The following is a 13,900-nucleotide window of genomic DNA, read 5'->3' on the forward strand; positions in this document are numbered from 1 at the left end:
AATAATGAAAGGTAAATACTTTGTTATCGTACGTTTTGAAATAGAAGTAAAGGATTTTGAAATCCTTTACTCGCTTATTAAAAGCTTTTTTAAAGAAGAAGTCAGTGTAACTCCGGGCTTTATATCTTCTCGTATTCTTAGCACCGAAGATAAATCCAGGCTAATTAATTACGCAGTTTGGGAATCGAAAGACGCATTTGAAAAGTTTGCTAAAGAAATTGTACCAAAATCCAAAATTTCAAAAAAAATTGCCTTCTTTAATCCGAGCAGGGAAACTTTTTACGAAGTAGAATATCTTAGCAATGCGTAGATCTTCAGGATATTCCATAGATATAATTAAAAGTAATTTTTTTTCTTAACTTAAAAGAAATAGTGTCATAAGAGAAATAGAGTTATCCCAAAAAACAATGATAACCAATTGACCAACCTATAAATATTTTTGTGAAAACCTAAAGAAAACTTATACGCAAACGGTAATTTATATTACGTCAGCTTTATAATAGAAATAACAGTACTTTATATACGCCCTCAATACTTTCTAAGTGTTGGGGGCTTTTCTATTAACTTATACGTGTAGTTATTTTACTACACGAACTTCCATGTTCCACTACAAAGAAAATTTTACCGCCGCCGTAGATTTGTAATGTCAAAAGAGGACAATTAATCAAGAATAAAAAATAAAAATAATACGGTCATGATAAAACAATTCGCCATCGCAGCCTTAACCATCGGAGCCTTCATTTTAGGAACCAACAATGCCAAGGCTCAGAATACGACCGCAACCACAACGGTAAACATTACCTTAAATGATGTCATCTCGATCGATGCGGGAAGCACGGCCATCGGGAACACGGTTGACTTCAACTATGCTACGGCAGCGGATTACAACTCTGATCAGACGGTTACCAAAGCCAACTCTCTGAAAGTGACTTCTACAAAGAACTTCAATGTAAAAGTAAAAGCAGGGGGTGCCAATTTCATGAACGGAACCAACCTGATCCCTGTCAATGTTCTGACCATTAAAGCTGCTACCGCTGCCGGGACAATGGGCGGAACAAAAAGTGCCGTCGTTTTATCGGCAACGGACCAGACTTTAGTATCAAACGCTCCGCTTGGAAGTGCCTTAACCCTGAACCTGGACTACACGATTCCGGCAGCGAAATCATCGTCTTCCGATATCTTAGGGAAACCGGCCGGAACCTACACGCAGACCGTAACGTATACAGCAACCGCTTTATAAATAAAAATTTTTCATATTAATATTTTGTGATTTGGTGTTTCGAAGGCTTCCTGCAGGAGGCCTTCGATTTTGTATGGATTGATACCGGTATAGAGAACATTCAAAATCCGGGAATAAGTACCGGTCAGCGGTAAGGCAGAATTTATGTTTTGGACATTTAAACCTGATTTATGCATCACACCGGACTTTCAGTAAATTATTAAGCTGTTTTATATCTTTGTTAAAGTGATCAAATCTCAAAAAACGATACTAATTTTGTTTTCAATAACTGCTTGTTTATAACAGGTTAAAGAAGAGAGAAGGGTGAAAAGAAAAATTTAATTATTTCTTTTCAGCCCTTTCTCCTTTGTGTTTGGTTTTCAAGAGGGTATTAATATTTAACTTTTATATCTTTCTAACCAATAAGCATAAGAAGTAGGCATTACCCATGATGGTTTAGGCAACCCTAATTTTACTGCAGCATGGTATGTCCAATGGGGGTTGGCTAAATGGGCGTGTCCGATCATTACCAAATCTAAATTTTCGTTCCGTACAGCATTTTCAGCTAAATCGGGTTTTCCAAATCCCCATGCCGAGGCCACAGGAAGCCCGGTTTCTTTGCGGATACGTTTAGCAACCGGTGCCATAAAAGCGGGTCCCCAAGGAATATTTGTTTCTGCAATGGTAAATCCTATACTCACATTTAAAAGATCCAATCCGATAATTTTAAATTCTTTGATCAATTCAATAGCTTCCTTCATGGTCTGCTCATCGTTACCGTCAAATTCGAGCACTCCAAATCTTGCAGTTAATGGCAAATGGTCAGGCCAAACATCTCGAACAGCCTGCAGGATTTCCAATAAAAACCGGCTGCGCCGCTTTGCGTCACCACCGTACGCGTCCGTACGTGTATTGGAATGGGATGAAAAATAACTTTGCGCCAAATAACCATGGGCAAAATGTAGTTCAAGCCACTCATACCCTGCCTTCAGGCTGCGTTGGGCACCATTCGTGAAATCTGCTTTTACACGCTGGATATCGTCTATTGACATTTCTTTGGGAATCTTAGGAAGGCTTCCACCAAAAGGAATAGCCGACGGGGCAATGGTCTGCCAACTTTTTGCATCTCCATCCGGGATATGGTCGTCGCCCTCCCAGGGGATATTGGAACTGGCTTTCCGGCCCGCATGGGCGATCTGTATACCCGGAACGGCCCCTGCTTTTTTTATGGCCTGGGCTATATTTTTGTGATTTGCCATCTGCTCATCGTTCCAAATGCCCAGGCATCCGGGTGTAATCCGCCCTTCCGGAGATACAGCAGTAGCCTCTACAATGACAAGTCCGGCGCCACCACGGGCCAACTGGGCATAATGGATAATATGCCAGTCATTGGGGTTACCGTCCGTTGCCGTGTACTGGCACATGGGCGGAACGGCAATCCTGTTACGAAGTTCTATATCTTTTAATTTAAAAGGGGTAAATAATTTTGGCAGGATATTATGATCTTTCATTTTCTATAGGTCTGAAGGCGTCAGGTCTCGCTTCCCGGAGATTTTTATTGTATTTTCCCGATTCTTTTTTCATTCATCTCAAATCGAAAACAGGGGGTGACCGAGCTAATTATTTTCTGGTTTAATTCGTTATCTTGTCAATGAGTAACGCACATCTGGCCGATAGCAGATGTGCGCTATTAATAAAGCGGTCAGTTATGTACCGCTTTTAACGACAGTTTCCTTGTTTGCCATTGCAATATAGTTTACCGTGTCAAAGAAATTGGGCTCATCGGGATGAACCTTTGTTAGATAATTTTCTGAATTGAAGAAGGTGTTGAAATCCTCAAACGAATCAAACGAAATTTCCACAACGGCATCATACAGCGGCTTGGGGAAACCTTCTGCAACGATAGGATGGTTTACTACATACTTTCTGACATAAAGCTCTGTCTCCGGAATGGAACAGAATAAAGGTGCGTGTATGTTTTTGTGGTAATCTATAAATTCTTCAAGACTCATACCGGGTAACTTCTGTACCAAAAACGTAAATTTGATCATTATTTCTTTATTTATAATCTGATGCAATATTATTGTATTATGAGAGGCAAGTCAATTACGCACAAATTTGTGCGGATAATATTTATAATTTATTAACCGATTTATGTACAAAAAGAAAATTCCTGTCAGAACCGAATGCGGACTGCATCTATTTAAAGAATTTTTGAGTGGAAAATGGAAATTGATGCTGCTGTTTTATATCTCAGAAGGCATTATACGGCCCGGCGCCCTGCAAAAGAAAATATCCGCAGACCGGAGGGTGATGACCAGGCAATTGGATGAGCTGCTACAGGATGGTTTCATTACAAAAAGTTCATACGAAACGAAAATTCCTAAAGTTGAATATCAGTTAACACCTCTTGGGAAAAGTCTGTTGCCCTTGATCATGAGCCTGGAGAAGTGGGGCGAAAGTAACAGGGCCGTTTTAGAGGTTGCGCTTACCGGAAAACAATAATGAAAAATTTTATTCGGTGGATTTCGATCATTTCTTATTTATTAATCATTTTGGCAGGATGGATGAGTGGAATCCCATTTATAATATGGTTGATATTTACAGCCTTTGATTTCGGAAATATTGACCAATTGTTTGCAATATTTGGACTTGTGGGAATCATTTTAAACCTAACTAAGTGGAAAACCAGTACTCATATTACTATCTTAAGTTTCATACTTATGTTATCACCAATCATTAGCAGGTTACTCCAGGTTCCTATTGAAATGTTCGATTATTTAGCATTTCAAATTCCTCTGACGGTTTTTATAGTAACCTATTTAATTTATATAATAATTAATGCAAGAAAGAAGACTGTTGGGCAGGATTTGCAATAAGTGGTGATAAATAGAACGTTAGCAGCAGCTTCGTAAATCTCAAAAAACAATTGTTTTGGTTTCATGAAAAGTTTGAAAGAGAGTCTCAAGCTTCAAATGGATTGATTTTTGAAAGTTCGCGTTTGATTTTTTATAATCTCGGGGGCTGTCTTGAAACTAATTTTGTATCAGAAATTTTTTAAAAAAAATCAATACAAAACTTAACGTTATGAATACACAGGAACAAATCAGAAATGCGGCACAAGCAACATTTAAAAACCATTTAGACTTTTTATCTTCAGGGCAGATCGATAAGTGGGTAGATCTTTTTGATGAAAACGGAATTCTTGAATTTCCCTATGGACCTGCAGATTTTCCGGGTCTGGTAAAAGGAAAAGCAGAACTGTATGAATACATGCAGAATTTTCCAAAACATTTTTCGGTCAGTTTTGAAAATCTGCATTTTCATGCGACTGAAAGTCCAAATTTGGTTATTGCCGAATTTACAAGCAACGGAAGAGCCGTCAGTACCGATAAACCTTACAATCAGAGGTATATTTCTGTGGTTACAACCAATGATGATGGCGAAATTCTCAAGTATGTGGATTTCTGGAATCCGATGGTCGCTCTGGAAGCCATCAATGCGCCGCTAAGCAATTTTGTGAATCAGTAAAAACAGAAGCCATGATCATAAAAGATGATGGCTCTTCCTTTAATTTTCGTCTGTTTTAGACGATTTATTATTCATTTATACTACATTTGTTATGCTCGAAAAAATAAAGAAATATTTCAAAAATATGGTCATGGCAAAACCTGAGACACTTGAAGAATTTTATGCTAACCGTCCTTTTCTGAAAACCTATGATTTGTCAGATAATCAGGAGCATTTCAATATTTTGAGCATCGAAAAGCAGAAGCAGATGGAAGGCAATGCGGCTGTTTCTTTCCGAAGGAAAAACTATTTTAAGATATGCCTGGTTTCCGGTAACAGCAAGATTCATTACGCCGATAAAAGCTTTGAGATCCTCAAGCACGGCCTCCTGTTTGCCAATCCGATGATCCCTTACGATTGGGAAGCTATTTCCGGCGAGCAGACGGGTTACAGCTGTATTTTTACGGAATCGTTTGCCGAAGGTTTTGGCAATGTGAAAAAATATCCTTTTTTCCGGCCGGATGGCTATCCTGTTTTTGAAGTGACTGAAGAAGAAAAAGTAACGTTGGAAAGCATTTTCTTACAAATGCAGAAAGAGCAGTCTTCTGAATTTGATTTCAAAGATGATGCGCTGAAAAATCTGATTTTCCAGCTTATTTTTACCGCTCTGAAAATGCGTCCGTCAACACAGATCGCAATTGAAAAAGCGAATGCAGCCGGGAGAATCACCTCCCTCTTTATGAATTTACTCGAAAGTCAGTTTCCCATCAGCAATACGATGAATGGGATGGCCTTGCGAAGCGCTTCAGATTTTGCAGATCAGATGTCGGTTCATGTGAACCATCTCAACAAATCGGTGAAAGAAACCCTGCTGAAAACTACTTCGGAATTGATTGCGGAAAGGATTTTGAAAGAAGCTAAAATTATGTTGCAGCACAGTTCATGGGCGATTTCAGAGATTGCGTACAGCTTGGGCTTTGAAGGACCTGCACATTTCAGCTCATTTTTCAGAAAACAGGTTCAGATATCACCGAGCCAGTTTAGAAATGAAAAATTATTTAAAAAACACCCATTACAATACTGATTATTTTTTCTTAGCCTTATTTCCACGCCTAGAATGAAGATACCGGTAAAAGAATCGTTTGGCACGGCGCATTAAGACTGTTCATTAGATTTTCAGTCCTCAATTGTACAATTTTGTTTTAAGACAGTGCAAGCCTTTTTTTAATGAAAATAGTCTCAAGAAAGGATGCTTGCTTAGTTATAATAAAAATCAATAGTCAAACAAATTTTATACGACAAAAAGCCCTCAATACTTCTAAGTGTTGGGGGCTTTTTCTTTTGAAGCCAAATGAATCATCCCGTAGTTATTTTACTACATGAACTTCCATGTTCCACTACAAAGAAACTTTTACCGCTGCCGTAGATTTGTAATGTCAAAAGAGGACAACCAAATAAGAATAAAAAAAATAAATAATACGGTCATGATAAAACAATTCGCCATCGCAGCCTTAACCATCGGAGCCTTCATCTTGGGAACCAACAATGCCAAGGCTCAGAATACGACTGCTACTACAACGGTAAACATTACCTTAAATGATGTCATCTCGATCGATGCGGGAAGTACGGCCATCGGGAATACGGTTGACTTCAACTATGCTACGGCAGCGGATTACAACTCTGATCAAACCGTTACCAAAGCTAACTCTTTGAAAGTGACTTCAACGAAGAACTTCAATGTAAAAGTAAAAGCGGGGGGTGCCAATTTCATGAACGGAACCAACCTGATCCCTGTCAATGTTCTGACCATTAAAGCCGCTGCCGCTTCCGGGACAATGGGCGGAACAAAAAGCGCGGTTGTTTTATCGGCAACGGATCAGACTTTAGTGTCCAATGCTCCGCTTGGAAGCGCCTTAACCCTGAACCTGGACTACACGATTCCTGCAGCGAAATCATCATCTTCCGATATTTTAGGGAAACCGGCCGGAACCTACACGCAGACCGTAACATATACTGCGACTGCTTTGTAATAAACCTTATTACCTCACTGAATGCTCACAGCTGTAACTTTAAACATCAGATTAAACCTATCCGGACCCTTGTGGTAAATACCGCTCAGAAAGTAGTTGACGTAGGCTATGTAACCAAAAATGACTGTGTAAAGGGGGATCTTCTGTTAATGCTGATCACTTGAACATTACAGGAAGATTTCAGGTAAAATACAAGTGTCAATGCTGCTTTACAGAACGGGGTTAAAACATCCGGGCTAATACGATTCAGATCAGGGCAACGGCAGGATCAGAGCTTATTACAGGTGCTCAGTATACACAGAACACCCGGTGGTCAGTTAACGAAACAACATTGGTTATTTCAGCAGTAGGAGGGATAGATGAAATTAGCGTTGAATACAAAGGTGCCGGCGCTTACTTAGACAACTGTATTGCAGGCCAGCCGTATACACAACAGAATTAACGTACACGATTATTTCCCGATAAGATAAATTTCTTTTGAAATATTAAACCAAGAGGGTGTTACAAAATAATTAGTAACACCCTCTTGGTTTCTAATGTTGTTTGGTTTAAGCTTGATGTTATCAATACGGCATTTTTAACATTCCTGAAATTTGGGAACACACTACCTTTAAAAGTACAGGAAACAGTTAAGAAATTTCCTGTTTACCCCATTACTTTTGTTCAAAGGATTTCAGGGTCCCGTTTTCATGGTAATCTATATCGTAACGTGAACGTTCATTGCTGATCGTTCCGGGAGACCAAACAATTTTATTCTTTCTTTTGCCTGCAAAAATCACCTGGTTCTCATTTTTGCTTCCTATTTCTTTATCTTTTTCTACAAGCACTTTGTAGACATTGTTTGCATTTTTGAAAGGAATTTCATCCAGACTGACCAACCTGGCTTTCACGTTATCGTTTTTAGAAAGGACCACAGGTTCAGGCTTCTGCCATTGCCCGTCTTCGTAGGTATATTCATCTACAAAATCAGGGTTTTCAGGTGTCTGGATTTTGACAATAATTCTTCCGTCGGGATAAAAATGAATATATTCAAAAATATAGACGGGATTTCCCCGGAAGCGGGGAAGATCACGCAGCTGTCGTTCCGCAAGTTCCAGCTTCTCCGGCACGGAAGCGAAAGGTACGCTGGGTTCCGTGCTGCTATCCGCATCCTGAAATTTACCAGCACGGCTTTTTATTGAGTCACCTGCAGGTGTGGCAGAAGCCAGTGTATCATCAATACTTTTCTTGAAATCTTTGCAACCCGTCAGAAAAACTGGAAGTAGCAGTATTAAAATATTTTTTTTCATAAAGCTTGTTAGTTATTGATCTGGTCATAAAAAACGAATTTTTCAGGCCGGTCCGGAAGGTACATAATCTCTCTGTACTTTAAAGCTGAGACGCTGCCGATATCCAATAATGAAACAATCTCTTTCTTTACGGCATGAATCGTCTTTCCGTACTTATCAGTAAATTTTAAAGTATATTCTACCTGGGGCTGTTCATTGATATAGGTTCCCGTTTGTTTTACCGTTATAATTTCGGCCACTGCTTTTTCTCCTTTGAATTTCAGTTCGAGAAGTTCGCGTTCCGTATTGTTACCCATAATAAAAACCCTGAAAATAAGATAAAATACTCCGGTGAACAGGATGAAACAGGCTGGAATGACGAGCAGCGGGTGAAACAGCTCAAGAAAACGCCAGCCCAGGCCGCCGCTCTCTGTAGAATAAGAATACTGATAGTAGGCAACTACGCCGCCGGTAAAAGCAAGCCATATCAACAGCAATGCATAATTTACTTTAGAGGTTGAGCCTTCCAGTAACACATAAGGATTGTTCTTAAATTCGGCATCCACTTTAAGATAGATATTCTTTCCGGTCTCAAACCTGTTTTCTTTAGGGCGCCGGTCATTTACCATCATGGTATGACCCATAATCTGTCCTGAAAAATTATCCATTTCTAAAGTTATCTGACGGGATATAAAGTTTTTGTGCTCTTTAAGAATATGTGACTGTATAATCCTCGCCTGCACTCTTCTTCCATGCCGATCTATATATGCAAGATTTTTTTTGGCTAAAATGCCGTTTTTAAGAATCAGCCATAAGGTCGTTCCGAGTACCGTGGTCCAGAGGAGAAAGCTTAACCCCAGGTAAAAAATCGCCAGCCTTCCGTTCTCTGTATTAATACTGGTATGATAGGTATTATAATAGATAATACATGGATGTACAAATATGAAGTAACCTATAAAAATGCCCCAGAACCCAATAAATCCGTTTTTCATTTCAAATTTAAATGATCTTGTTAATTTTTTATTTTGAAGAGTTATCAGGCTTCAAATATCATACCTTATAATTTTGTAAAGCCCTGCTGTTACGAGAAAAATGCAGCTTTTATATAAGTTGGTCATCTATATGGCTGATATAATGATTGTAAAACCCATAAGATACTTTTTTGCCCTGTTTTAAAGTTGAGTGAATAGACAAAAACCCTCATTATTCTGTAAATTTCAGGAAAGCCTGAAACAGCATCAACAAAGATTAAATCTCAAAAATGGTGTATATTTGATAAAGCAATGAGCACTTTAACAATAACAGAGGTGCATCTAAATCAGTACTTAAATTAAAAAACCCTGTAATAAGTAATTTACAGGGTTTTAAGTGGAGTTGGAGGGATTCGAACCCTCGTCCAAACAAGCAATACATAAGCTTTCTACATGCTTATTCTGCTATTGGTTTTCGACTGGAGGCAGAGAGCAGACACCCAACTTCCAGCTTATCTTCTGAGATTTTCGAACTTTAGCCGAAGCGTCTAAAGCCTTATTCCTGCATTCCTATATCCCAGGATCAAACGCCGCAGAAAAGGGCATTTGTGGGACATCTTGCTTCCCTACTGAAATCTTCGGGAAAACGCTTGATCTACTATACTTCGATATTAAGCTGCAAGAGCGAACTCTTCGTTGCCAGTTAAAATTTTGTAGCAAGGGATTAGAGAGATCGCGCTACGGTTCTCTGCATGCTTACTTACCCATTGACCTTGCTGTCGAAACCAGTCAACCCCATGAATAAAGTGAAAGCAAAGATACGAAAATTGTTCCAATATTCCTGAAACGGAGATGGCTTTTTTAAATAAGGCTGATTAAGAGCTGCTTTAATCCTGATCGTGAAATCTTTAGACCGGGTATTATTTTCTCTTAAGGTTAAAGGGCTGGACTCTGCTTGCTGAAGTTAAACAAAGGTATCTGTGCGGGAACAGACAACGCTCCTAAAATAAATCCTGATTTCAATGGCCTTTTATCTCAGCTTCTACCTCATTTACCTTCAATTTATTAAAGAAAGTTTTTGCGGTTTCATAAATAATGTTTATTTTTGCAATCCAAAATGAGATGTAATATATGTTAATAATTCCAGTAAAAGATGGTGAATCCATCGACAGAGCATTAAAAAAATATAAGAGAAAATTTGATAAAACAGGAACTGTTCGTCAATTAAGAGCAAGACAAGCGTTTATCAAGCCTTCTGTAACTTTAAGACAAGCAAGATTAAAGGCTGCTCACAAGCAAAGAAATCTTAGCAAGGAAGAACAGGCTTAAGAATTTTCTTACCCACATACTGAATTCACTCTTTAAATGATTATATTTGAAGAGTGAATTTTTGTTTTTATATACTTCATGATGCTGGACAAATTCCTGAACTACTTACAGCTGGAGAAACGGTATTCTCCGCACACCATTACAAGCTACCGGAGAGATCTCGAGGATTTTTCCGGATTTTACCTGAGGACGGAAGGCTCTGAAGACTTCATCCAGGCCGATAAGAAAATCATCCGGAACTTCATTGTCGATCTCAGCGAGAAGGAAATCTCCAAGAGGAGCATCAACCGGAAACTGTCTTCGCTCCGCAGCTTTTACCTTTTCCTCCTGAAAATAGGGGAGATCAGGGTTTCGCCGGTAGAAAATATTTCGTCATTAAAATTCTACCCGGAAAAGCAGATCCCGATGTCGGAAGAGGAGATGCAAAATCTTAGCGACCAGGTTTTTGAGGAAACCCATGAGGTACTTGATAAATGCGTTATCGAAGTGCTGTACCAGACAGGAATACGGAAAGCGGAGCTTTGTGGTATGACTTTTGAAAATGTAAACCTAAGCGGAAACGAACTGAAAATTATCGGGAAAGGGAATAAGGAAAGATACATCCCGATCTCCGGAGAATTATCGGATCTGCTGAAAAGTTACATACAGACAAGAAACCCGCAGGAAGAGTACAAAACGTACTTTTTTGTCAACAGGAAAGGCAAAAAACTTACGGAAAAATTTGTTTATCTGCTGGTGAATAAGTACCTTAGTCTGGTAACAACCAAACAGAAAAGAAGTCCCCACATCCTGCGGCACAGCTTTGCAACGCACGTTCTGGACAATGGGGCAGAGATATCCAAAGTGAAAAAAATATTGGGACATTCCAGCCTTGCCAGCACGCAGGTCTATACGAATGCCAATATCGAACAATTGAAAAAAGTTTTTAATCGGGCTCATCCAAGAGCTTCAAAAAATGACGACTTATGAAGATCACCGTACAATCAATTGGTTTAACTCCACACGAACCACTAGAATCACACATCGAAAAAAAAGTAAGCAAGCTGGAAACTTTTTATGACAAGATCCAGGATTGCAAAGTAATTTTAAAAGTAGAGAACAACTCGGATAAAGCAAACAAAACGGCCGAGCTTATTCTGGCAATTCCGGGAGACGATATCGTAGTGAAAAAGACCACCAGCACCTTCGAAGAAAGTTTGGATTCCTGCGTGGACGCGGCTAAAAAGCTCTTAATCAAGAAAAAAGAAACCGCTTAATAAAAAAAGTTAAAAAAAGTTATTAAAAAATTTGAGAATTCAAAAAAACCGTTCTATATTTGCACTCGCAAAAAGGGAACAGCGTTCTTTTGAATTCTTTTTAATTATGCCTCCATAGCTCAGCTGGCCAGAGCACGTGATTTGTAATCTCGGGGTCGTGGGTTCGAATCCCTCTGGAGGCTCCATTAATATAAAATAGCTGGGGAGATTCCAGAGTGGCTAAATGGGACTGACTGTAACTCAGTTGCTTCGGCTTCGTAGGTTCGAATCCTGCTCTCCCCACATTTTATATTAGGAAAAAAGTTGCATGGTTAAAGGATTTTCCTTAAGTTTGCACAGCGTTACCAATAATTTTGGAAACAAAATTGCGGAAGTAGCTCAGTTGGTAGAGCGTCAGCCTTCCAAGCTGAATGTCGCGGGTTCGACCCCCGTCTTCCGCTCAAAAAAATCACGCTTTCCGGTGTGATTTTTTGGTTTAGGCCGACTTAGCTCAGCGGTAGAGTGCTTCCTTGGTAAGGAAGAGGTCACGGGTTCAAGTCCCGTAGTTGGCTCAGATTCTAATCCCGATTCTTTCGGGATTTTTTTATGTCCATATATTCGAAAATCAGTTAAGGCCATCTGAAGTAAGCACAAACTAATAAGTACCTGATGGAAGAAATCCTATAACACCTTTAATTTTAATATTACCGGCGAAAGGACAAGTCTATCTACATTACATAAACTTTTCGTTCGCAAAGGTGCTCGGCAAGCTCAGCGAGAAACAATTCGTTCAGCAAGTGATAGCGGTATATATTCCAGATTTTAAATTTATGATTTTACTTTACAGGTTGCTGGCGTAGTCCTGGTTTCCAATATTGCACAAAAGATCTTATGTAAAATTCTTTTAGTACTTTCAACTTATATCATTTAACTATAGCAACGTCAAATATTCTTAATTTTCATTGCTGTCATTTGCTGGGTTATACTGAGCCTGCCGAACTGTCTTACAGCTGAAAATAGCCGTATGACAAGGAGCCTAATCTTTGCAGCCACAGCGTTAAACAAATGACCGGCATAAGTTTCAGGAAATTCTGAGGCATCCGGCTACCGGATTGATAGTTCAACAGCAATTCTTTTTTTTCAGGAGCTATTTCCGGCTCTCCGCTCATACTCCTCGTGCCGGGACATTCCAATGCGCGCTATCGCCGGGCCCAACTCTGTCCTTAGCTTCCAGCCACCACTGTGGGGTAACCGCTGCGATCCGGGCTAGGGTGGCAGTCTTTATATGAATCTTCACTCGGAATAGCCGGATTCATTATAAAAATAGGAAGTAGCAATGCCTTAATCCGATCTACTAAAACCCTTGAAGGCTGAATACGGTTATTCGAGATTAGTTCTAAAAGTTGTCAGCGATAGTGTTAATTTAAAGTACAGCCTCCGACTGCGTTAAAGTTCTGTATTTTTTTCACTTAATTATTTCTCACCAACTTTCGTATGTGATCCGCTGTCAGCCTTAATATTGAAAAACTTCCGGAATCCAGCATCTCCCTCCCCCGTTTTATTATCCTTAAAATTCAATAAAAAACCGGATCCCGATCTAAACATGCTTTACCATCCTGAAAATTTTCGTTACATTCGTACAAAATAATTTTCGATGAATATCCTTTTATTGGAAGACGATCTGATTCTCTCGGCAGAGCTTTGTAAGTTTCTGGAATCAAACCATTTTACGTGTGATAAAATCTATGACGGCGAAACCTTTCTCCGCCAGATCAGAAACAGCTCCTACGACCTGTACCTGCTCGACATCAATGTGCCGAAGATCAGCGGGCTGGATGTCTGCCAGACTGTACGTTCTTTCGATAAAAACACCCCGATCATTATTATCTCGGCCTACGGCGACCTGTCGGACAAAAAAGATGCATTTACCAGGCTGGCGGACGATTACCTGGTAAAGCCTTTCCAGTTTGAGGAATTGCTGCTGCGCATGAACTCTCTGCTGCGCAGAAAAGCACCTTCCGAAACCAACGACCGGGAATTAATCAGGGTCGATGACCTGATTGTGAACAAGACCGAACAGAAAGTTTACCGCGGCGGAAACGAAATCAGCCTCACCTTAAAGGAATTCCAGCTTTTGGTGTATCTGGCCGAGGCGCAGGGCCGCACGGTTTCCAAGCAGCAGATCACGGAACATGTCTGGGAACACAACTTCAATACGAATACCAACACAGTAGAAGTATACATCAATTTCCTGAGAAAGAAAATCGACAAGGATTTTAAAGTGAAACTGATTCACACCCGTTCCGGTTTCGGGTATTATTTAAGCCCGTTATAGAAA

Annotated in this window: 14 protein-coding genes, 4 tRNA genes and 1 other RNA gene; 14 read left to right on the top strand and 5 right to left on the bottom strand. The window is 39.7% G+C overall.

The genetic code is table 11. The features are described from left to right. Nucleotides 1-4 precede the first annotated feature (4 nt). Both FY557_RS13185 and FY557_RS13190 read left to right on the top strand, forming a co-directional pair. Nucleotides 5-310 carry an antibiotic biosynthesis monooxygenase family protein gene (locus tag FY557_RS13185; protein ID WP_149247715.1) on the top strand — a complete coding sequence of 102 codons (306 nt, stop codon included), beginning with the start codon at nucleotides 5-7 and terminating at the stop codon, nucleotides 308-310. Nucleotides 311-694: 384 nt separating this feature from the next. Next, nucleotides 695-1,240 carry a peptidoglycan-binding protein LysM gene (locus FY557_RS13190; protein ID WP_149247716.1) on the top strand — a complete coding sequence of 182 codons (546 nt, stop codon included), beginning with the start codon at nucleotides 695-697 and terminating at the stop codon, nucleotides 1,238-1,240. 377 nt (nucleotides 1,241-1,617) lie between these two features. Here the strand turns inward: FY557_RS13190 and FY557_RS13195 are convergent, their stop codons facing one another. Together FY557_RS13195 and FY557_RS13200 are read right to left on the bottom strand one after the other, a co-directional pair. Then, nucleotides 1,618-2,730: an NADH:flavin oxidoreductase/NADH oxidase gene (locus FY557_RS13195; RefSeq protein WP_317131788.1), complete on the bottom strand. Its 1,113-nt coding sequence runs from the start codon at nucleotides 2,728-2,730 to the stop codon at nucleotides 1,618-1,620. A gap of 195 nt (nucleotides 2,731-2,925) precedes the next feature. Continuing rightward, nucleotides 2,926-3,270, bottom strand: a complete 345-nt coding sequence (locus FY557_RS13200; protein ID WP_149247717.1) for an EthD domain-containing protein — start codon at nucleotides 3,268-3,270, stop codon at nucleotides 2,926-2,928. Nucleotides 3,271-3,373: 103 nt separating this feature from the next. Between FY557_RS13200 and FY557_RS13205 the strand changes: the two genes are divergently transcribed. The 4 genes from FY557_RS13205 (at nucleotide 3,374) to FY557_RS13225 (ending at nucleotide 6,759) form a co-directional block, all read left to right on the top strand. Next, entirely contained in the window at nucleotides 3,374-3,724 is a 351-nt protein-coding gene (locus FY557_RS13205) for a winged helix-turn-helix transcriptional regulator (RefSeq protein ID WP_149247718.1), read from the top strand. A 582-nt stretch (nucleotides 3,725-4,306) separates the two neighbouring features. After that, nucleotides 4,307-4,750 carry a nuclear transport factor 2 family protein gene (locus FY557_RS13215; RefSeq protein WP_149247720.1) on the top strand — a complete coding sequence of 148 codons (444 nt, stop codon included), beginning with the start codon at nucleotides 4,307-4,309 and terminating at the stop codon, nucleotides 4,748-4,750. Between the two features lie 130 nt (nucleotides 4,751-4,880). Continuing rightward, nucleotides 4,881-5,813 (top strand): helix-turn-helix domain-containing protein, encoded by a 933-nt coding sequence (locus FY557_RS13220; protein WP_185151725.1) that lies wholly within the window; start codon nucleotides 4,881-4,883, stop codon nucleotides 5,811-5,813. A 400-nt stretch (nucleotides 5,814-6,213) separates the two neighbouring features. After that, complete coding sequence (locus FY557_RS13225) at nucleotides 6,214-6,759, top strand: peptidoglycan-binding protein LysM (protein ID WP_149247722.1); 546 nt, start codon at nucleotides 6,214-6,216, stop codon at nucleotides 6,757-6,759. 653 nt (nucleotides 6,760-7,412) lie between these two features. Here the strand turns inward: FY557_RS13225 and FY557_RS13230 are convergent. The 3 genes from FY557_RS13230 to ssrA form a co-directional block, all read right to left on the bottom strand. After that, a complete protein-coding gene (locus tag FY557_RS13230; protein WP_149247723.1) occupies nucleotides 7,413-8,048 on the bottom strand; it encodes a hypothetical protein in 636 nt (211 codons plus the stop codon). A gap of 8 nt (nucleotides 8,049-8,056) precedes the next feature. After that, nucleotides 8,057-9,019 carry a hypothetical protein gene (locus tag FY557_RS13235; protein WP_149247724.1) on the bottom strand — a complete coding sequence of 321 codons (963 nt, stop codon included), beginning with the start codon at nucleotides 9,017-9,019 and terminating at the stop codon, nucleotides 8,057-8,059. A 374-nt stretch (nucleotides 9,020-9,393) separates the two neighbouring features. Further along, nucleotides 9,394-9,795, bottom strand: a transfer-messenger RNA (tmRNA) gene (gene ssrA / locus FY557_RS13240). 334 nt (nucleotides 9,796-10,129) lie between these two features. Here ssrA and rpsU point away from each other — a divergent pair. The 8 genes from rpsU to FY557_RS13280 all read left to right on the top strand — a co-directional run bounded on the left by rpsU (nucleotide 10,130) and on the right by FY557_RS13280 (nucleotide 13,897). Further along, nucleotides 10,130-10,327, top strand: a complete 198-nt coding sequence (gene rpsU / locus FY557_RS13245) for a 30S ribosomal protein S21 (protein ID WP_039365233.1) — start codon at nucleotides 10,130-10,132, stop codon at nucleotides 10,325-10,327. Nucleotides 10,328-10,408: 81 nt separating this feature from the next. Continuing rightward, nucleotides 10,409-11,296, top strand: a complete 888-nt coding sequence (locus FY557_RS13250; RefSeq protein WP_149247791.1) for a tyrosine-type recombinase/integrase — start codon at nucleotides 10,409-10,411, stop codon at nucleotides 11,294-11,296. After that, nucleotides 11,293-11,583 (top strand): HPF/RaiA family ribosome-associated protein, encoded by a 291-nt coding sequence (locus tag FY557_RS13255; protein WP_149247725.1) that lies wholly within the window; start codon nucleotides 11,293-11,295, stop codon nucleotides 11,581-11,583. Before FY557_RS13250 ends, FY557_RS13255 begins: the two co-directional genes overlap by 4 nt. 108 nt (nucleotides 11,584-11,691) lie before the next feature. Further along, nucleotides 11,692-11,768 (top strand) — tRNA-Thr (locus tag FY557_RS13260). A gap of 16 nt (nucleotides 11,769-11,784) precedes the next feature. Beyond that, nucleotides 11,785-11,865, top strand: a tRNA-Tyr gene (locus FY557_RS13265). An 85-nt stretch (nucleotides 11,866-11,950) separates the two neighbouring features. Further along, nucleotides 11,951-12,023 (top strand) — tRNA-Gly (locus tag FY557_RS13270). A gap of 39 nt (nucleotides 12,024-12,062) precedes the next feature. Further along, nucleotides 12,063-12,134, top strand: a tRNA-Thr gene (locus FY557_RS13275). Between the two features lie 1,082 nt (nucleotides 12,135-13,216). Then, on the top strand, nucleotides 13,217-13,897 hold the full coding sequence (locus tag FY557_RS13280; protein WP_149247726.1) for a response regulator transcription factor: 681 nt from the start codon (nucleotides 13,217-13,219) through the stop codon (nucleotides 13,895-13,897). Nucleotides 13,898-13,900: the final 3 nt, after the last annotated feature.

The organism is Chryseobacterium sp. SN22 (assembly GCF_008329705.1).
Lineage (GTDB): Bacteria > Bacteroidota > Bacteroidia > Flavobacteriales > Weeksellaceae > Chryseobacterium.